This window comes from Brachybacterium netajii (SeqCode), from assembly GCF_054114245.1.
Genome location: NZ_JBSYXB010000003.1, coordinates 387,514 through 405,599 on the forward strand (window position 1 = coordinate 387,514; position 18,086 = coordinate 405,599).

Genomic DNA, 18,086 nt, shown 5'->3' on the forward strand with positions numbered 1-18,086 from the left:
CGGCCGGGCCCAGGGGGAGCAGATGTCCAGGAGTCGATGGCGCCCCACTTCATGCTGCGCATCGCGCCCCTCTCGTGGGAGCGACTGGAGCCGCTGCGCTTCGACGAGACCGTGGCCTGGGCCGATGCCGTGCTCGAGCTGGAGGTGCGCCTCGACGAGGCGGCCCGAGCCCTGCCGGACCGGATCGCTCCCCACGTGAAGGGGGAGGGGGATGACGAGCTGCGTCAGGCCCTGATCAATCTGCGTCGGGATGTCTTCAACTGCCGCGCCCCGCGCGATCCGGGCGCGGTCCGGAGTGCCGCCGCGAAGCTCCCGTCGGAGCTGTCCGAGGAGATCGAGGCGTGGCTGGAGCTGAGCGAGCAGCACCGCGAGGTGCGCCAGCGAGGGACAGCGATCTTCCGGCGTGAGCTGCCGCAGCGACGCAAGGCGCTCCAGCGCCTCCTGGCGCTGCCCGAGATCCGCTCCGGCATCCTGCTCGCCTCACCCTCTCTCGACGAGGCGATCCCTCGGTATCTCGCATCCGATCCCGTCAGCCCGTCGAAGAGCGCGCGCCGGGTCGAGCGCTCGGTGAGCGAGTACGTGTACCGGACGATCTGCAAGACCAGCCCCTTCAGCACGCTCACCTCGGTCGCGCTCGGCAGCTTCGAGGACGACGTCGACAATCTGCTCGAGGTGGACCCCGGTGGCCAGGGCGAGACGTCGTTCAGCAGCCACACGCGGCTGAACATGGCTGTCATCGCTCGCGTGGGCGAGGCGATCCTCGCCGAGGACGAAATGCTCCAGGCGTTGCCGCTGGCCATCTCCACCGGTTGGTCGACCGACCGGCGCCGGGTGCGGTACATGCGCCGCCAGCGCCGCATGGGGGACGCCCAGGCGGCGATGACGCTGGACAGCTTCGACGAGAACGTCTTCTTCCTCGCGCACAGCGACATCGTGGAGGACATCTTCGCCCTGCTCGACGGCGGGACGACCCTGGCTTTCGGGGAGCTGTGCCGCGCCCTGCACGAGCGCAGCCCGCAGGACCGACCCCGTGACGAGATCCGGCGGTACCTGCGGCACCTGGTCCGCCTGAACCTGCTGACCGTCCCGATCCTCTCCGTGAACATCCACGCCCGGTACCCGGTCGCGGACTTCAGCGCGAGGATCGCCGAGCTCGACGTGCCGTGGGCGACGCGGCTGGCAGAGGACCTCCTCGACCTCGAGCAGCTCGCCGCCGGATATCGCGACGCCGGTGTCGATGAGCGCCGGCTGATCCTGCGGGACCTGCAGCGCGGGATCCAGGAGATGATGGGCCGGCTTCGCGTCAAGGACCCGGTCAGCCCGCGCACCGTCCTCTACGAGGACACGGCGCTGGTCGGCACCGACGTCCGCGCCGGGCGCTCGGCGTGGTCCGATGGGGCGGCGGCCGATCTCGCGAAGTTCGCGCGGATCCTGCCCGTCTTCGACGCCCTCTCCCCGCATCGGTACATGGTGCGCGGCTTCTTCGAGTCCCGCTACGGGGCGAAGGGGCGCTGCGACGACCTCATCAAGTTCACGCATGACTTCCATCTGGACGTGTATGACCAGTACCTGCGGTATGCGATGAACCGTCGGGACTTCGTCGACAACGAGTACCAGGACCAGGAGAACTGGTTCAAGCTCCAGGACATCGCTGATCTCGACGAGGCGCGCCGTGAGCTCATCGCGCAGATGCGCGAGCGCTATGCCCGCCATGACGGCGGCGCGGAGATGCTGCTCGACGACGACTTCATCGACAGGATCGCCGCGAAGCTCCCGCCCCAGGACCGGGACCTCGACCCGCGCGCCTACTTCGCCCAGGTCGGGGACGTGGAGGGCGACCGCCGCGTCATCCTCAACCGCACCTACTCCGGCCTGTCGCTGCTCTTCTCACGCTTCCACCACTGCTTCCCGGAGGACAGCGCGGGGGACCTCCCGAGCGCTCTGCGCGAGCACCTCAGTGACGTCACGCCGGAGGGGGCGGTTCTCGCCGAGATCACCGGCGGCTACGACACCTCCAACCTCAACCTGCACGAGTCGGTGACGCCGTACGAGATCGTGTGCCCGGGGGAGGTCTCGTTCCGCGCCCCGCACGAGCAGATCCCGATCGAGGACCTCTTCATCCACCGGGATCCGCAGGACGGCCGACTTTCGCTGCGCTCGAAGCGGCTGGACCGGGAGGTCGTCCCGGTCTACCTCGGCTTCCTGATGCCGATGGCGCTCCCGGATCTGCAGCGCCTCCTGCTGTCCTTCTCCCGCAGCCGCATCGCGATGCTCGACCTCTGGTCGGGCACGGACAAGCCGCTGGGCGGAGACGAGATCGGGGGGCACCCCCGGGTGCGCTTCGGCGACCTGATACTGGTGCGCCAGGTCTGGAAGACGGATCCGTCGAACCTGCCCGAGGGTCTCCTCGGCGCGGAGGGGGCGGACCGGATCCTGCAGTGGAAGCGCTGGGCGCGCCGCCACGGGCTGCCCCGATACCTCTTCGTCACCCCGGACACCGCGGACTCCGAGGACGAGGAGGCCAATGACGGCGCGATGAAGTTCGGCAAGCCCCAGTTCGTGGATCTCGAGGACCACTTCTCGCTGACTCTGCTGGACAACCTCGCCCGGCGCGCGAATCGTCGGCTCGTCTTCACCGAGATGCTGCCCGGACCGGAGGGGCTCGTGGCGAGGAGCGCCGACGGGGAGCGCTTCGTGACCGAGCTGACCCTCGAGATCAACCAGAAAGGTGGAGTCCGATGACCACGACCCAGCAGGACACCGATCCGCGGGCGGCGTCCACGCCGGTCGCGAGGGAGACGACGCTCCCGGTCATCACCGATCCGGAGGCGGTCGGCGAGTGGATCGCGATCCACGTCTTCTACTCGAGCAACAACCATCCGCTGCTCGTCGACGGCGTGGGCCCCGTGATCGAGGAGCTGCGTGCGGACGGGCTGCTCCGTTCCTGGTTCTTCATCCGCTACTGGATGGAGGGCCCGCACCTGCGGGTACGCCTCCTTCCGCGGAAGGCCGGCGACACACATGAGGTGGCGCGGCGCATGTTCGCGGCTCTCGACGCCTTCCTCGACGACCGGCCCGCCCTCTATGACATCGACGAGGCCGAGCAGGCGGACCTGTTCAAGGAGATGTTCCTCGGGGAGTACACCGAGGAGCAGTGGGAGGAGATGTACGGCCGTGACGGCTCGATGCCGCTGCGACCGAACAACACCTACCAGGTCATGCTCTACGAGCCGGAGATCGGAAGGTACGGCGGAGATGACGGGATCGTCATCGCCGAATGGCACTTCGAGAAGTCGAGCGATCTCGTGCTCCACCTCGTCGAGTTCACGAACGTGCACGTGCGTTCGGTGCTGTTCGGCCTCGCCGCGCAGCTGATGACGGTGATGCTCGGCGTGTTCCAGGCCGATACCGCCGCGTCGGCGACGTTCCTCGCGACCTACCGGTCGTTCTGGGAGCGGGCCGGATCCGGGGACTCGACCCCCCGCCAGGAGGCGTACCACGAGGCCTTCGAACTCATGGCCGGCGGGCTCGAGGAGCACATCCTCCCCGTCTACCGGGCGGCGGCCGAGCAACGGTCGGAGGAGCTCACCGGCTTCCTCAGGGACTGGGCGGACCACTGCATCGAGCTCCGCTCGCGGCTCGCGGAGATCGCCGCTCAGGGGAAGCTGAGGTTCCCCGTCGGCGAGGACGGCGCGATGCAGGCCGTCGACCTCGACACCGGACTCATCGCGCTGCTCAGCGCATACCTGCATATGACGAACAACCGGCTGGGCGTGAGCATGATCGACGAGTGCTATCTCGCCTACCTGCTCGAGGTCACCCTCAACGACGGCGAGCCGGCTGGCTTCGACGGGGACGTCGGGATCATGTTCGGCGGGACCGGAGCGGATCGATGAGCTCCCTCGCGGTTCCCGGAATCCCGGGCGACGCCCGACCGTGCCTCGACCCCGCGGTCAGGATCGGGCCGGGTCTCTGGGACGGGGATCGGCGGCGCTTTACGCTGCACGATCCGCGCACTGGCTGGTACTTCCAGGTGGGGGAGCACGAGCACTTCCTCATCGAACGGCTCGACGGGGCGCTGTCGATCGAGGAGATCGAGGCCCAGTTCGCCGAGCACTTCGAGAGGACCCTCACCCCGGCGCTGTGGGCGTCGCTGTTCTCGCTGCTCGGAGCCAGAGGGCTGCTCGTCGGCAGCGACGATCCGGTGCTCATGGACCGCCTGCGTGACGCCCGTGCGAGTCAGTTGGACGACTCGCGCACCCTGGCGCATGCCCGCATGCCCTTCCTGCGCGCCGATCGTCTGCTCGATGCCCTATCGCCCCTGGCGCAGGCGCTGGACCGGCCTGCAGTGTGGGTCTCGACGTGGGTGGGCGCGCTCGCGCTGCTCGGGTACCTCATCTCGCAGTGGGACCAGGTGTGGACGACCGCGCGGTCCGCGTGGACCCAGCCCGCGGCCGTGATCATGGTGATGGCGGTCCTCTGGGCCACGATCCTGCTGCACGAGATCGGCCACGGGGTGACTGCGCGCCTCTACGGCGCGCGCGACATCGAGATCGGCATCATGTGGCGGCTCCCGCTCCTGATCCCGTACTGCAAGGTGGACGACACCGTGCTCTTCCATGACCGGATGCAGCGGGTGCGGGTCGCACTCGCCGGGCCGACGATCTCGGTCGCACTGTGCCTGCCGTTCGTCATCCCCCATCTCGCGACGGGCGGAGAGGGGCTGCTCGGCACCGTCGCGGCAGCGATCATCGCGTTCGGCCTGTTCTCGGGGCTGCTCAACCTGATCCCCGTCCTGAAGATGGACGGCTACTACGCGATGGCGCACCTGCTGCAGATCCGCGACCTCGAGGGCTCGGCGCAGAAGGAGCTTCTCGCGCTCCTGCGCCGCGGGGGCGGCCCCCGCGGCGCCAACCCGCTGCGTCCTCTCTATCTGGCGTACGGGATCTTCACCGTCGCCCTCTACACAGCCTTCGCCGCGGCCGCCGCGGTGTTCGGGATCAGCGGACTCTCCCCGCTGGTCGGCACCGGTCCGGCGGCTCTCATCGTGATCGTCGTGGTCGGCGCCGCCGTGGCCACCGCGCTCATCGTCAGCCGCCGGTCCAGACGGCATCTCGCCCAACTACCAGGTACTCAGGCCCCGGCCGCACCGGAACGAACGAAATGGGGAACCACATGACCGACGCAACCGATCAGCTGGCGATACGGTCCCGTGATCTCACGAAGAGATTCGGGTCGCGAACGGCCGTCGACTCGGTGAGCCTTGAGGTGAAGCGGGGCGAGGTATACGGATTCGTGGGCCTGAACGGCGCCGGCAAGACCACCTTCATGCGCATGCTGGTCGGCCTCGCCAGGCCGACGAGCGGGGTCGCTGAGGTGCTGGGCCAGCAGCGCCTCACCAATGACGTGCTGCGCCGCGTGGGCACCATGATCGAGGGCCCCACGTTCTATGCGGGACTGACCGGCGCGCAGAACCTCGAGCTCATCGCCCGGTACTCGCGGATCCCGCGCTCCGGAATCGACGCGGCCCTCGAGACGGTGGACCTCGGCTCCCGGGCGGCCTCGAAGTTCAAGGGCTACTCCCTCGGGATGAAGCAGCGCCTCGGCCTCGCCTGCGCCCTGCTCGGCGACCCGGAGCTGCTCATCCTGGACGAGCCGACCAACGGTCTCGACCCGGCCGGCATGTCCGCGATGCGTGATCTGATCCGCGAGCAGGCCGAGATCGGCCGCACCGTGATGCTCTCGAGCCACCTGCTCGGGGAGATCTCCCAGGTCTGCGATCGGATCGGGGTCCTCCACCAGGGGAGGCTCATCACGGTGGGGACTCCGCGCGAGATCGAGCAGCAGTACACCGCAGCCCACGAGGTCCTCGTGACCTGCGACCGCCCGCAGGAGGCGGCCGCGATCGCCCGGGACGTCCCCGGGGTCGAGGACGTGCGGGTCGCGGAGGACGGGATCGAGGCGGAGGTTCCCCCGGAGCACTCTGCCGCCCTGATCCAGGCGCTCGTCGCCGGCGGGGTCGCCGTCCAGGGCATGCGCGCTCGCGAGCGCTCCCTCGAGGAGGCGTTCCTGCAGATGACCAGCACCGGGAAGAACACCGAGGCGGCCGGCGCCGCCGCCGAGAAGGAAGGGGTTGCGCGATGATCGGGGCAGCCGACGCAGAGCTCTACGGGATCCGACACCGGCGGTCGTTCGCGATCGTCTCCATGGTCTGGGTCCTCCAGATCGTGCTGTTCGCCTACCTGGTGAACTTCCTGTTCGCGCAGAATGTGGACAGCGTGCCTGCCGAGCAGATCGAGGCGATGAAGGACGCTCTGCGACCCGAGAACGCGACCGCCGCCGTCGTCGGGTCGCTGCCGATGTTCGGCGCCCCGGTGATGATCATCCTGGGCGCCCTGCTCGCGGCGGGCGATGAGAAGTCCGGAGTGATCCGTGCGATCCTCAGCCGCTTCCCGGAGCGGTCCACGCTCATCGGGGGCAAGATCATCGCCCTCGCGGTCGTCGTGGCCGTCGCCATCCTCGCCTCGTTCCTGGTCGCCTTCGGATGCTCGGCGATCCTCGCCGCGCTGTCCGACGACCCGATCGCGTTCGCCTCGTTCGACGTCATCCTGCGCGACATCGCCTACGGCTATGCCACGGGGCTCACCTGGGCCGTGCTCGGGTTCGCGCTCGGGATCATGACCCGCAGCCTCGCCCTCTCCATCGCCATCGGGCTGCTGTGGGCGCTCGCCGTCGAGCAGGCTCTGCACGGCCTGGCCGGGATGGTGTCGGCCCTCGACGGGATCCGGGTGCTCACCCTGAGCGGTGCGGCGGGAGTCCTTGCCGATGCCACGGGGTCCACCGGTATGGTCGGAGGTGCTCCGGACGCGACAGTGGGCACAGCCCTGCTCGTGCTGCTGGGGTGGTGCGCGGTCGCCATCGGCGCGTCCACGATCGTGTTCAGCACCCGTGATATCAACTGACGCGAGCCAGCGACGAAGGGAAGCACGATGACTGCACCGCAGGCGGCGGCACGATCGACCGTGTCCGCCGGCAGGGACAGGGCGGTCCGCACGACGGCCGCGCTCGGGGCCGTGGGCCTGCTCGCCGCGCTGACGGCCGGGATCCTGCTGCTCACCGGGGCCGACCCCGGGTGGACGCGGGGCTTCGCCGTCGGCGGGCTGGCCGGTGCCGTGCTCGCCGGGGCGGCGGCGGTCCTCGCGCAGCAGGAGCGGACCAGGGCGATCTGCGGCATCGCCGCGTTCGTCCTGCTGGTCGCCTGCTCGACGATCTTCGGCGTCTCCTTCAGCTGACGCGCGGCCCGGGGCGGCGCCGGCGGGTCACGCCGGCACGCCGGCCGCGGCCGACGGACGGATCGCTGGGGCCCGTGCCACATCCGGCCGAGAACTGCGCGATCCGGGAGTGGCGAGGCGCAGGATGGAGGGATGACCGAGCCCTCCGCCGCCACCGCCGCCACCGCCGCGAGCCCTGCCCGCGGAGACCTCCCCTTCCGTCTCCTCGCCCTGGCCTGGGTGATCACCGGCGGGCTCACCGCGGCGATCACCGGCCCGCTCGGCCTCGAGCACGGCTCCTGGTCCGCGGCCTTCCAGGTGCTCGTCGGCGGCGTGATGCAGGGGGTGCTCGGCATCGCGCAGCAGGGTCTCGCCGACCGTGCTCCCGGCCGAGGCGTCCTCGCCACGGAGCTGCTGACCTGGAACGTCGGCGGCCTCGCCGTGATCGGCGGGACGGTGCTGGGGACGCCGCTGCTGGTCGACGCGGGCGGCGCGCTGCTCGTGGTGACGATGGTGCTGATGCTCCGCGCCGTCGGCCGCCGGGCCGCCGGTCCCGTGTGGCTGCTGTGGGTGTTCCGGGCCGCGCTGGTGCTGACCGCGGTGTCCATCCCGGTCGGGCTGGTCCTCGCCCACCTCCGCGCCGCCTGACCCGGGCGATGCCGCCGGCGCGCGGGCTGTGCCTACTGGTACGAGACGAACCAGGGCTTCGGGTCGATTGCGAAGGTCTCCTCCGGGGTGAAGGTGGGGGTGTCCTCGTCGTAGAAGTTCTTCCAGGCCATGCGGACGCCGTCGGGGAGGTCCCGCTGCAGCGCGCGCCAGGTCTCGAGCTTCGCGTCCGGGGTGCCGTGCCCGTCGGCGTGGATCGAGATCGCGAGCTCGGGATGCGAGGTGTCGAGGTCCTGCCGGTCGGTGATCATCGACAGGCTGAACTGGTGGAGGATCAGCAGCTTCTGCGGGAGGCCGTTCTCGGCGGTGAGGTCCGCGAGCCAGGCGGCAGTCTCGTTGACCTCCTCGATCGACACCGAACCGATCTGCTCGAGGTGCCGCTGGCCGGGCTTCAGGCGCCATTCGGCGTCGAGCGCGAGGCCGACGTGCGACTCCTTCAGCAGGTCCTCGTAGAGCTTCGCCTGGGTGAGGAAGTCGGTGGTGCCGGGCTGCAGGTCCAGCACGACGTACACCCCGGCCTCGCCCGCGGCGTCGACCCATTCGCGCAGCGTGTCGATGCTGAGCTCGGTGGAGTAGTCGCCGTCGGAGCCGGCCTGGTCGGAGGCGACCGTCGTGATGATCTCGAAGGCGGGGACGACCTCCTCGTCGGAATGGGCGGAGTACTCGGCGGCGAGGTCCTTCACGCGGGCGATCGAGGCGTCGACGTCCTGCTCGCCGAGCACGCCGAGCGAGGGCACCCCGGGGGTGCCGTAGAGGGCGACCATGCGGCGCCCGGGGAAGATGCTGGTGCCGCCTCCGGGCAGCTCGGGCGCGGTGATCGCCATGGTCAGCACCCTCGTCCAGGCCGCGGCACTGCCTGCGGCGTCGGCGCCGCTCGTGTCGCCGAAGGACTCCCCGAGGGCGAGCATCCCGCTCGACGGGTCCGCGGTCGCGGCCTCCCGGGTCGCCGCGACGGTCGTCGAGTCGAGGCCCGGGTCCCCGCCCGGGATCTCCGCGATGCTCCCGCCGGCCGCGCGGACCTGCGCGGAGGCGACGACGCGCGCGAGCGCCGCTGGATCCTCGCCCGGTCCGGACGCCTCCGCGTCCCCGGCGTCGCTCGCCCCGGCGTCGCTCGCTTCGGCATCGCTCGCTTCGGGGTCGACGAGCAGCGAGAGCGCGGCGGAGGTCCCCTCCCGCTCGACGTCCGGGAGGGATGCCGCGGCGTCGTCGGCCGACGGGTCGACCGCGAGCACGTCGACGTCCTCGCCGCCCGCCTCCTCGATGGCCGTCCCGAACGTCGACTCGAGGGCCGACTCGAGCGCCGCGGCGTCCTCGCCCTCCGCGGTGATCAGCGTCGTCGCGCCCAGGCGCTCGAGCTCGGCCGCGACCTCCGCATCGGTGCCGAGGAGCAGCGGGAGGCCCGTCTCGGCCGCGAGCGCGGCCAGGCCTGGGACAGCGTCGGAGCTCGCCTCCGCCGCGACGATCGCGCCGTCGGACGCGACGAACAGCGAGGATGAGAGCAGGAGCGCGGCGCGAGCGGGGTCCTCGTCCGGCAGGACGGTCGACGCCGGTGCGGTGTCGACGACGTCGACCGCGAGCGCATCCCCCGGGAGCGTGCAGGCTCCCAGCGTCCCGACCAGCGCCGACGTCGCCAGCAGGGCGGCCGACGCGCGGAGCGCGCGGGAGAGGGCGGAGCCGGCGGGACGGGGGAGACGGAGCATGCGGTCCTCTCGGGAGCGATGATGGGGGCGGCGATGGGGGCAGTGCGGCGGCATGACGGGGTGACGGCATGACGCGGCGACCCCCGCCTCACTGTGCCCTGTCGAGGCGGCGATGGCGAGTCGGACATCGCCTTGACATCGTATCGAACGAATGTTCGACTGTCGGCATGCGGTGGAGCGGACAGCGGGTCGACGAGCAGGCGGACGCGCAGGTCGACGAACGGGCCGACGAACGGGCCGACGAGCGGGCCGACGAGCCGGCCAGCGAGCGGGCCGACCAGCAGGCCCCCGCGCTGCTCTCCCTCGCGGGCCTCGTGCGCAGCGTGCGGGCGCCCGAGTTCCAGGGCGTCACCTTCCATGAGGTCCTCGCGAAGTCCGCGCTGAACAAGGTGCCCGAGTCCAGCCCCATGCCCTTCCGCTGGACCGTGAACCCCTATCGCGGCTGCTCGCACGCATGCGTCTACTGCTTCGCCCGCAGCAGCCATCGCTACCTCGATCTCGACGCCGGGGCCGACTTCGACCAGCAGGTCATCGTGAAGGTCAACGCGGCTGAGGTGCTGCGCGCCGAGCTCGCCCGCCGCTCCTGGAAGGGCGAGCACGTCGCCCTCGGCACGAACACCGACCCCTACCAGCGGGCCGAGGGCCGCTACCGGCTGATGCCCGGGATCATCGCCGCGCTCGCCGACTCCGGCACGCCGCTGTCGATCCTGACCAAGGGCACGCTGCTGCGCCGTGATCTGCCGCAGCTCGAGCAGGCGGCCCGGCGGGTGCCCGTCGGCCTCGCGATGTCGATCGCGATCGTCGACGATGCGCTGCAGAAGGCCGTCGAGCCGGGCACGCCCAGCACCGCCGCGCGCCTGGCGACCGTGCGGGCCGCGGCCGACGCGGGCTTCGGCGTCACCGTGTTCATGATGCCGATCCTGCCGTGGCTCACCGACTCCACCGCGCAGCTCGACGACGCCCTCGCCCGCATCGCCGAGGCCGGGGCCGTGCGCGTCGAGTTCGGCGCCCTGCATCTGCGGCCCGGCGCCAAGGAGTGGTTCCTCGCCTGGATCGAGCGCGAGCATCCCGAGCTCGCGACCGGCTATCGCCGCTTCTACGGCCGCGAGCACTATGCGCCCGCCGGCTACCGCCGCGATCTGAGCCGGAGGATCCTGCCGCTGCTCGCCCGCCACGGACTCGACGCCCGCGAGGACGAGGACCAGCCCGAGGTGCGCCGCGCGGCGTCCTTCCGTGCGGCCTCGGCCGCGCGAGCGAGTGCGGTCGGGCCGGCGGGGCTGACGGGGCTGGTCGGGCCGACGGAAGCATCCGCGCTGGTGGCGGGCCCGCGTGCGCTCGACCTGATGCCGCAGCCCTCCCTGTTCTGACCGGCTCCCGCTCGGCGTCCCGACGGGCGTGCGGCGCGGCCGGATCCGTGGAACCTCCTGGACGAGAGGCCGCCGGGCCGATACCGTGTGGCGCGCACCACTTATATAAAGGGTTGAGATAAGTGGTGCCGGTCTGCCGCGACGATGCGGCGGACCGTCGCGACCCCTGAGGAGCCATCCGATGACGCATGCCCCTTCGCCGTTCCCTTCGCCGTCTCCGTTCCCCGCGCAGGAACCGTCGGCCGCAGCGCGCCCGTCGGCCGCACTGCGCGCGGCCTCGCCGTCCCCCGCGGCTCGCCCGTCGGCCGCCGCGACCGCGGCCCCGCTCGGCATGAGCCGACGCACCGCCCTGCTCGGCGCGGCCTGCGCCGGTGCGATCGCCGCGCCGCTGCTCGTCGGCGCGAGCCGGGCCGACGCCGCGCCGACGACCGCCGCCCCCGCGGCGCCCGGGGCGGCCGTCGCCCCGGCCGCTCCGGTCCCGGCCCCGGACTCGGGCCCCTTCGCGCCCGGGCAGGCGTGGACCGACACCTCCGGCGAGCTCATCCAGGCGCACGGCGGCCAGATCGTCGCCCATGAGGATGAGCAGGGGAGCATCTACTACTGGTACGGCGAGGACCGCTCCAACGGCTACGCCAGCAGCCCCGGCGTGCACGTGTACTCCTCGCGGAACCTCTACGACTGGGATGACGAGGGGCTCGCGCTGCGGACCCTGGAGACCGATGCGCAGCTCGACGAGGACGAGTACTTCGTCGGCCTCTACGGCGAGTACGACGACGCCCAGCGCGAGGCCGTGCTGCGCGATCTGCGCACCGTCCCCGTCCCCGGCGAGAGCGTCGCCATGGCGATCCTCGAGCGCCCGAAGGTGCTGCACAACGAGACCACCGGCCAGTGGGTCATGTGGGTCCACGCCGACGGTCCCAGCGAGACCTCGACCGCGCAGTACGCGAAGGCCCGCGCAGGCGTCGCCGTCTCCGACGGGCCGACGGGCCCGTTCCGCTGGATCGACAGCTACCGTCTGCACGTCGCGCCCGAGGGCGAGGACAACTACGATCCCGCGAACCCGGGCATGGCCCGCGACATGACGGTGTTCCGCGACGACGACGGCACCGCCTACATCATCTACTCGAGCGAGGAGAACTACTCCCTGTTCATCTCGCGCCTGGACGCGGACTACACCTATCTGGCGACCGGCCCCGAGGACGCCGTCAAGGGCGTCGACTTCATCCGCCCCTACATCGGCGCGCACCGCGAGGCCCCGGCCCTGTTCAAGCGCGGCGGGACGTACGTGCTGATCACCTCCGGGGCGACGGGCTGGGACCCGAACCCCGCGAGCTATGCCACGGCGACGGAGATCCTCGGCGAGTGGACCGACCACGGGAACCCCTGCATGGGCGATGAGGCGGGCACGACCTTCCGCTCGCAGTCCACCCATGTGCTGCCGATCGACGCCGAGCGCGGGCTGTTCGTCTACATGGGGGACCGCTGGACGCCGTCGGACCTCAAGGCCGCGCCCTACGTGTGGCTGCCGATCCTCTTCGGCGAGGGCGATTCGATGTCCATCGAGTGGCGCGAGACCTGGCGCTGGGAGGACCTCGAGGAGCAGCCACGCTTCGACGTCGAGGTCACGATGCCCGAGTACATCCGACCGGGGAAGACGTCCTCGCTGCCGGGCAGAGTCGTGCTCGACCGCGACGGCACGACCCGCCGGGTGAAGGTCTCCTGGGGCGGCGACCTCGACCGCCCCGGCATCACCACGGCCGTCGGCACCATCGCGGCCGCGGCCGCCGGGACCGAGGAGGACCTGACCTTCACCCGCCCCGTGCTCGTCGTGCCGAAGAAGGTGCAGTACCTCGTCAACGCCGGCGGGAAGGAGACCGACGACTGGCTCGCCATCCGCGACATCGCCGCCGGCACGATCCGGAACCAGGCGGCCGACCAGGAGTACGGGCGCGAGGCCGCGACCGGCGCGATCTGGGGCTACACGGGATCGAGCGCCCCCGCCGGCTCCGAGCAGGAGTCCATGGACTACACGCTCCGCTACGCGAAGTCCGGCCAGGACCTCCGCTACCGCTTCGAGACCCTCGCGAAGGGAAGGCACACCGTCCACGTGTGCTTCTACGAGCGCTGGGCGGGCACCGACCGCGAGGCCAGCGTCAGCCTGAACGGCGAGGTCGTCATCGCCGCGCAGCGCTTCCCGACCACCCCGGAGGTCGTCTCCCTCGAGGTCGACGTCCCCAAGGACGGCGGGATCGACCTCGTCATCCACCCGACGCTCTCGCCCGACGTCCAGGTCAGCTGGGTGCTCGTCGAGAAGTCCTGAGTTCGACGGGCGGCGGGCGGGCGCGGCCCGCCGCCCTCGGCCGCCGGTTCGCGCGCCGCCCTCGCCCGTCGCCCCTCGCCCTCGCCTGTCGCTCTGTGCACTGCGGCCGCTCAGCCCAACAGGGCGGGGTCGACCTCCACCGGTTCGAGGTCGGTGAGCGCGACACGCACGCCGCCCGCGCCCGTCGCCCCGCCGACGCGCACGCGGTGCTCGCCGAGGGCGCCGGGGCCGACGGCCCGCAGCATCAGCGCCGTGATCCGGCCGTCGGCCCAGGTCATCGCGATCTCGATGCCCGGGCGGGCGCGCAGTCCGCGGACCGAGCCGGAGGCCATGATTGCGGGGAGGGCGGGCAGCAGCTCGATCTCCCCGCGATGGGACTGGACGAGGGCTTCGGCGATCGCCGCGACGATGCCGATGTTCCCGTCGATCTGGAACGGCGGATGCGCGGAGAACAGGTTCGGATAGAGGCCGCTGCGCTCGGAGCCGTCGGGAAGCTCGGCGGGGCGCAGGAACAGCTCCAGCAGCGCCTGCACCTTGTCGGGCCGGTGCAGACGGGCCCACAGGGCCGTCTTCCAGGCGAGCGACCAGCCGGTCGCCTCATCGCCGCGGGCGACCATCGAGCTGGCCGCCGCCGCCGACAGCTCGGGGGCGAGGTGCTGCCCGCCCGGATACTCGAAGCCCAGGTGGGAGACGTGACGGTGGGTCGGCTCGACCTCGCCGACGCCATCGCGGTGCCATTCGAGGATCCGCCCGTCGGCCCCGATCCGCGGTCCGGGGATCCGCTCGAGCGCCGACCGGGCCCGGCCGACGATCGGGTCCTCGTCCCGGCCCCCGTTCGGGTCCTCGCCCTGGGCCGCGTCGTCGTCCGCGCCCAGCAGCTCCGCCTTCGCCACGAGCGACTCGAGCACTTCCCGCAGCAGCCAGCGGTCCATGCCGGAGGACTCGGTGAGCGCGACCGGACGGCCGTCGTCGTCGATCCACTCGTTCTCCGGGGAGGTCGAGGGGAAGGTGACGAGGGTGCCGTCCGGCCCCTCGTGCAGGAGGTCGAGCGCGAACTCCGCGGCCTGCAGCAGCGCCGGCAGACGCCGCGCGGCGATCTCCCGCGGATCCTCTCCGCTGAAGGAGGCGAGGGAATCCAGCTCCCGCTCGAGCCACAGCCCGCCCATCGGCCAGGTCGCCCACTTGCCGTCGCCGTGGACGGGGTCGGTGTACCCCCACGGATCGGAGTTGTGGTGGATCGTCCAGCCGCCCGCCCCGTAGAGCCGGCGCGCGGTGTCCCGCCCGGCGACGCGGCACATCGCCGTATACCCCTCGAGCGCGCCCGCCGCGCCCGGCACATGCGCGACCCCCGCCGCCCAGTGGTTCATCTCGAGGTTGATGTTGACCGTGAAGTTCGAGTTCCACGGCGGCAGCACCTGGTCGTTCCACAGTCCCTGCAGGTTCGCCGGCGGCAGACCGGGCCGCGAGGACGCCAGCAGCAGATGCCGCCCGTACGCGAACATCGTCGTGAGCAGGCGCGACTCCTCGGAACCGGTGAGCTCGAGGGCCACGTCATGGGCGGCCGGCAGCGGCGCGGCGCGGTGCCGCTCCCGCAGCTCCGCCTCTCCGCGCTCGAGCGCCGACTCCGCCTGCTCGCGCGCCTGCGCGAGCACCTCCGCGACCGGACGATCGGGCTCCTCGCCGAGGCCCCGCCATGTCGTCGCGATCGCGCACACGACCAGCAGGCGACGGCCGACGGGCGCGCTCGACCCGTCCGCCGCGCTCGTCCCGTCCGCCGCGCTCGTCGGGCCCGTCTCGACGATCCGGGTGCGGACGACGACGGCGGCGCGCGAGGCGCCCTCCTCGTCCCAGGCCAGCTCCGCGAGGTCCGCATGGCGGGTGGGGACGCCGTCGGAGGGGGCGCGCAGCACCAGCTCGAGACCGCCGTCGGTCCCGGGGCCGACGGCGCCTCCCCGCCCCGCGTCGCCGGCGAGGAACTCGCGGTGCTCCTCGACGAGAGGCGAGGTCAGCTCGAGGTGCACGCGCTCGCCGTCGGCCAGCGGGGCGGTGTGCACGAGGACCTCGTCGGCCGCGCTGATCCAGCTCGTGTGCTCGCCGTCGGGCGTCGAGACCGTGTGCTCGGCGAGGGAGAGATCGAGCATCCGCGGGGCGGCGGGGGAGGGGCCGCCGGTGGCGGTGTCGGTGTCGGCACCGGTGCTGGTGCCGGTGCTGTCGCCGTCGTCGCCCTCGATGGCGATGATGAGGTCGCCGACGGGCTGATAGGCCTGGCACCAGGCGGCGCCGAGCCCCTCGATCACGTCCTGGGCCTCGCGGACGCGGCCGGCGAGGAAGAGATCTCGGGCTTCGGCGCGGAGGCGGGAGGCCTCGTCGGCAGGGGTGAGCCAGCGGTCGACGGTGCGGGGCCCGCCGGACCAGAGCGTGGACTCGTTCAGGCTGAACCGTGCGCGGCGCGGGTCGCCCCACACCATCGCACCGATCCGACCATTGCCGAGGGGGAGGGCTTCGAGCCAGCGCGTCGCAGGACGATCGCGATGGATGCGGACGGGGGCGGCTGTCATGGATGGACTCCCAGGTTTTCACGGGAAACGGGGCGACCGCTCGGGCGACGGTGCCGACGGGTCGGCCGCTGGTCGCCGCCGAGGGATGCCTCCGCGGGAGCCGACTCTCCGTCGACAGACATCCTATGTGTGAGGGGCGGGGTGGAGGGAAGGGGGCGCGATCGACCGCTGGGGCGCCGCGCAGGTGCCCCGCGGGCTCCCCGCGGGCGCCCGCGGGCGCCTCGTGCACGTCGCGCGCGCGAGTCTCGTGCGCGCGCACCCGCGCGGAGGCGCGCGGGCGCATGCGCGGCAACTCGCGAAATCGGGTCTTCTGCGTTGCAGAGCAGGCGAGTTCCATGGGCCGCAGCGCTGGCTACTTCCGTCGAAAATTGCCGAATGTTGCCACGTGTTGCTTCCGCGTGATCATTCCGTAGCCGTATTCCGTGCCGCTGACCTTGGAGTTCTACCGGGAGGTCATGTCTCGGGAGTGTCACGCCTGTTCCTGAAACAGGGGCAACTCCCGGCAACCGGTGTTTCAGGATCGACCTCCGATGGTGTTGTTCACGCCGAGTGGGAATGACCCCACGCTTCATGGGACGAATGCCGCGAGAGCGGCGCCCTGACGAGGAGTTGACGATGGCGTCACGCAGAATGTTCATGGCCGGAGCTCTCGGTGCGGGAGCCCTCTCCGCGGTCTCCCTCAGCGCATGCGGAAGCAGCGCGTCGAGCGGATCCGGCGGCGAGGCCGGCAGCGTCGAGGGCCGCGGGGCCTTCCTCCGCCTCGGTGCCCTGCAGGAGCCCCTGTCCTGGGATCCGTCGCAGGCGCACGTCGGCCACACGCTGCAGCCGTACCAGGCGGTCTACGACACGCTGCTGCTGCGCGAGCCCGACGGCACGCTCGCCCCGATGCTCGCCACCGAGTGGGGCTACACCGACGACTCCCACCTCGTCATGGCGCTGACCCTGCGCACCGACGTCACCTTCTCCGACGGCGCCGCCTTCGACGCCGACGCCGTCGTCGCGAACATCGAGAACTTCCGCGGCGGCAACGGCCGCCAGGCCTCGCAGGCCGCGGCCATCGAGTCCGTCGCCGCGACCGGCGAGGACACCGTCGAGATCACGCTCAGCGAGCCCGACTCCGCCCTCGAGTACTACCTGAGCCAGGCGCTCGGCCTCATGGGCAGCCCCGACGCGATCGGCGGCGAGGGCATCCAGCAGCTGCCCGTCGGCTCCGGCCCGTACACCATGGTCGCGGAGGAGTCCGTCGTCGGCGGCCAGTACGTCTTCGAGGCGCGCGACGGCTACTGGAACCCCGACCTGCAGAAGTGGGACCGCATCGAGCTGCGGATCATGGGGGACGCGACCGCGCGGGTGAACGCGCTGGTCGCGGGCGAGGTCGACGCGACTCTCGTCGACGGCGCGACCTTCGAGCAGGCCGAGAGCTCCGGCAGCACGCTGCTGGAGTACCCCACCGACTGGTCGGGCCTGCTGCTCATGGACCGCGACGGCGACCTCAACCCGGCCCTCGCCGACCCCAAGGTGCGCCAGGCGATCAACTTCGCCTTCGACCGCGAGTCCCTCCTCCAGGAGCTCGTCCTCGGCCACGGCACCGTCTCGAGCCAGGTCTTCGGCCCGGACGCGAGCGCCTACGACGAGGAGCTCGAGAGCTACTACACCTACGATCCCGACAAGGCCCGCTCCCTGCTCGCCGAGGCGGGCTACGCCGACGGCGTCACGATCCAGATGCCCACCATCACCCCCGGCGGCGAGACGATCATGACCTTCGTCGCCCAGCAGCTCTCCGACGTGGGCATCACCGTGGAGCAGGTCTCCGTCCCCTCGATCGACTACCAGGGCGAGCTCGGGCAGGCGAAGTACGCGGCCGCCTGGTTCAACCTCTTCCAGGGCCCGACCTGGGTCGCGATCTCGCAGATGATCAAGCCCGAGGTGCTCTACAACCCCTTCGACAGCACCACCTCCGAGATGGAGGAGTGGATCGAGGAGATCCGCATCCACGGCGACGAGGCCGTCGAGGCCGCGCAGGCCATGAACCGCTATCTCGTGGAGAACGCATGGTTCGCGCCCTTCTACCGGCCCAGCCAGCTCTACTTCTACGACGCCGCGGTCGTGACCCCGGTGGCGCAGACGCAGATGGCCGTCCCGTCCATCTACAACTACGAGCCGGTGCTCTGACCGGATTCCCGTCGACCGACGGACCGGAATGC

The 18,086-nt window shown here is 71.5% G+C and carries 12 protein-coding genes; 10 read left to right on the forward strand and 2 right to left on the reverse strand.

Annotation, left to right across the window (positions count from 1 at the left end):
* Positions 1-36: 36 nt before the first annotated feature.
* The 7 genes from ACXET9_RS08955 (at position 37) to ACXET9_RS08985 (ending at position 7,919) form a co-directional block, all read left to right on the forward strand.
* Complete coding sequence (locus ACXET9_RS08955; protein ID WP_457886202.1) at positions 37-2,742, forward strand: lantibiotic dehydratase; 2,706 nt, start codon at positions 37-39, stop codon at positions 2,740-2,742.
* On the forward strand, positions 2,739-3,896 hold the full coding sequence (locus ACXET9_RS08960; RefSeq protein ID WP_457886203.1) for a thiopeptide-type bacteriocin biosynthesis protein: 1,158 nt from the start codon (positions 2,739-2,741) through the stop codon (positions 3,894-3,896). The genes ACXET9_RS08955 and ACXET9_RS08960 overlap by 4 nt, the downstream gene beginning before the upstream one ends.
* 137 nt (positions 3,897-4,033) lie before the next feature.
* Positions 4,034-5,179 carry a metalloprotease gene (locus tag ACXET9_RS08965; RefSeq protein WP_457886205.1) on the forward strand — a complete coding sequence of 382 codons (1,146 nt, stop codon included), beginning with the start codon at positions 4,034-4,036 and terminating at the stop codon, positions 5,177-5,179.
* Positions 5,176-6,144: an ATP-binding cassette domain-containing protein gene (locus ACXET9_RS08970; RefSeq protein ID WP_457886207.1), complete on the forward strand. Its 969-nt coding sequence runs from the start codon at positions 5,176-5,178 to the stop codon at positions 6,142-6,144. Before ACXET9_RS08965 ends, ACXET9_RS08970 begins: the two co-directional genes overlap by 4 nt.
* Positions 6,141-6,962, forward strand: a complete 822-nt coding sequence (locus tag ACXET9_RS08975) for an ABC transporter permease subunit (RefSeq protein WP_457886208.1) — start codon at positions 6,141-6,143, stop codon at positions 6,960-6,962. Before ACXET9_RS08970 ends, ACXET9_RS08975 begins: the two co-directional genes overlap by 4 nt.
* A gap of 27 nt (positions 6,963-6,989) precedes the next feature.
* Positions 6,990-7,292, forward strand: a complete 303-nt coding sequence (locus ACXET9_RS08980; protein WP_457886209.1) for a hypothetical protein — start codon at positions 6,990-6,992, stop codon at positions 7,290-7,292.
* Between the two features lie 132 nt (positions 7,293-7,424).
* Positions 7,425-7,919: a hypothetical protein gene (locus tag ACXET9_RS08985; protein WP_457886211.1), complete on the forward strand. Its 495-nt coding sequence runs from the start codon at positions 7,425-7,427 to the stop codon at positions 7,917-7,919.
* A gap of 32 nt (positions 7,920-7,951) precedes the next feature.
* On the opposite strand, the gene ACXET9_RS08990 is transcribed toward ACXET9_RS08985, so the two are convergent.
* Positions 7,952-9,637 carry a hypothetical protein gene (locus ACXET9_RS08990; RefSeq protein WP_457886212.1) on the reverse strand — a complete coding sequence of 562 codons (1,686 nt, stop codon included), beginning with the start codon at positions 9,635-9,637 and terminating at the stop codon, positions 7,952-7,954.
* 167 nt (positions 9,638-9,804) lie between these two features.
* Here ACXET9_RS08990 and ACXET9_RS08995 point away from each other — a divergent pair, with 167 nt between their 5' ends.
* Together ACXET9_RS08995 and ACXET9_RS09000 are read left to right on the forward strand one after the other, a co-directional pair.
* Positions 9,805-11,004 (forward strand): Rv2578c family radical SAM protein, encoded by a 1,200-nt coding sequence (locus ACXET9_RS08995; RefSeq protein WP_457886214.1) that lies wholly within the window; start codon positions 9,805-9,807, stop codon positions 11,002-11,004.
* Positions 11,005-11,185: 181 nt separating this feature from the next.
* Positions 11,186-13,324: a glycoside hydrolase family 43 protein gene (locus ACXET9_RS09000; protein ID WP_457886215.1), complete on the forward strand. Its 2,139-nt coding sequence runs from the start codon at positions 11,186-11,188 to the stop codon at positions 13,322-13,324.
* A 110-nt stretch (positions 13,325-13,434) separates the two neighbouring features.
* Here the strand turns inward: ACXET9_RS09000 and ACXET9_RS09005 are convergent, their stop codons facing one another.
* A complete protein-coding gene (locus ACXET9_RS09005) occupies positions 13,435-15,882 on the reverse strand; it encodes a glycosyl hydrolase family 95 catalytic domain-containing protein (RefSeq protein WP_457886216.1) in 2,448 nt (815 codons plus the stop codon).
* Between the two features lie 615 nt (positions 15,883-16,497).
* Here ACXET9_RS09005 and ACXET9_RS09010 point away from each other — a divergent pair.
* The gene (locus tag ACXET9_RS09010) at positions 16,498-18,054 is read left to right on the forward strand and encodes an ABC transporter substrate-binding protein (protein WP_457886217.1); all 1,557 of its coding nucleotides are present in this window, start codon (positions 16,498-16,500) and stop codon (positions 18,052-18,054) included.
* The last annotated feature ends 32 nt before the right edge of the window (positions 18,055-18,086 follow it).

Coding starts and splice junctions, on each gene's coding strand:
- ACXET9_RS09010 (WP_457886217.1), top strand. CDS start 16,498: ATGGCGTCACGCAGAATGTTCATGGCCGGAGCTCTCGGTGCGGGAGCC.
- ACXET9_RS08990 (WP_457886212.1), bottom strand. CDS start 9,637: ATGCTCCGTCTCCCCCGTCCCGCCGGCTCCGCCCTCTCCCGCGCGCTC.
- ACXET9_RS08975 (WP_457886208.1), top strand. CDS start 6,141: ATGATCGGGGCAGCCGACGCAGAGCTCTACGGGATCCGACACCGGCGG.
- ACXET9_RS09000 (WP_457886215.1), top strand. CDS start 11,186: ATGACGCATGCCCCTTCGCCGTTCCCTTCGCCGTCTCCGTTCCCCGCG.
- ACXET9_RS08980 (WP_457886209.1), top strand. CDS start 6,990: ATGACTGCACCGCAGGCGGCGGCACGATCGACCGTGTCCGCCGGCAGG.
- ACXET9_RS08960 (WP_457886203.1), top strand. CDS start 2,739: ATGACCACGACCCAGCAGGACACCGATCCGCGGGCGGCGTCCACGCCG.
- ACXET9_RS08970 (WP_457886207.1), top strand. CDS start 5,176: ATGACCGACGCAACCGATCAGCTGGCGATACGGTCCCGTGATCTCACG.
- ACXET9_RS08995 (WP_457886214.1), top strand. CDS start 9,805: ATGCGGTGGAGCGGACAGCGGGTCGACGAGCAGGCGGACGCGCAGGTC.
- ACXET9_RS08955 (WP_457886202.1), top strand. CDS start 37: ATGGCGCCCCACTTCATGCTGCGCATCGCGCCCCTCTCGTGGGAGCGA.
- ACXET9_RS09005 (WP_457886216.1), bottom strand. CDS start 15,882: ATGACAGCCGCCCCCGTCCGCATCCATCGCGATCGTCCTGCGACGCGC.
- ACXET9_RS08985 (WP_457886211.1), top strand. CDS start 7,425: ATGACCGAGCCCTCCGCCGCCACCGCCGCCACCGCCGCGAGCCCTGCC.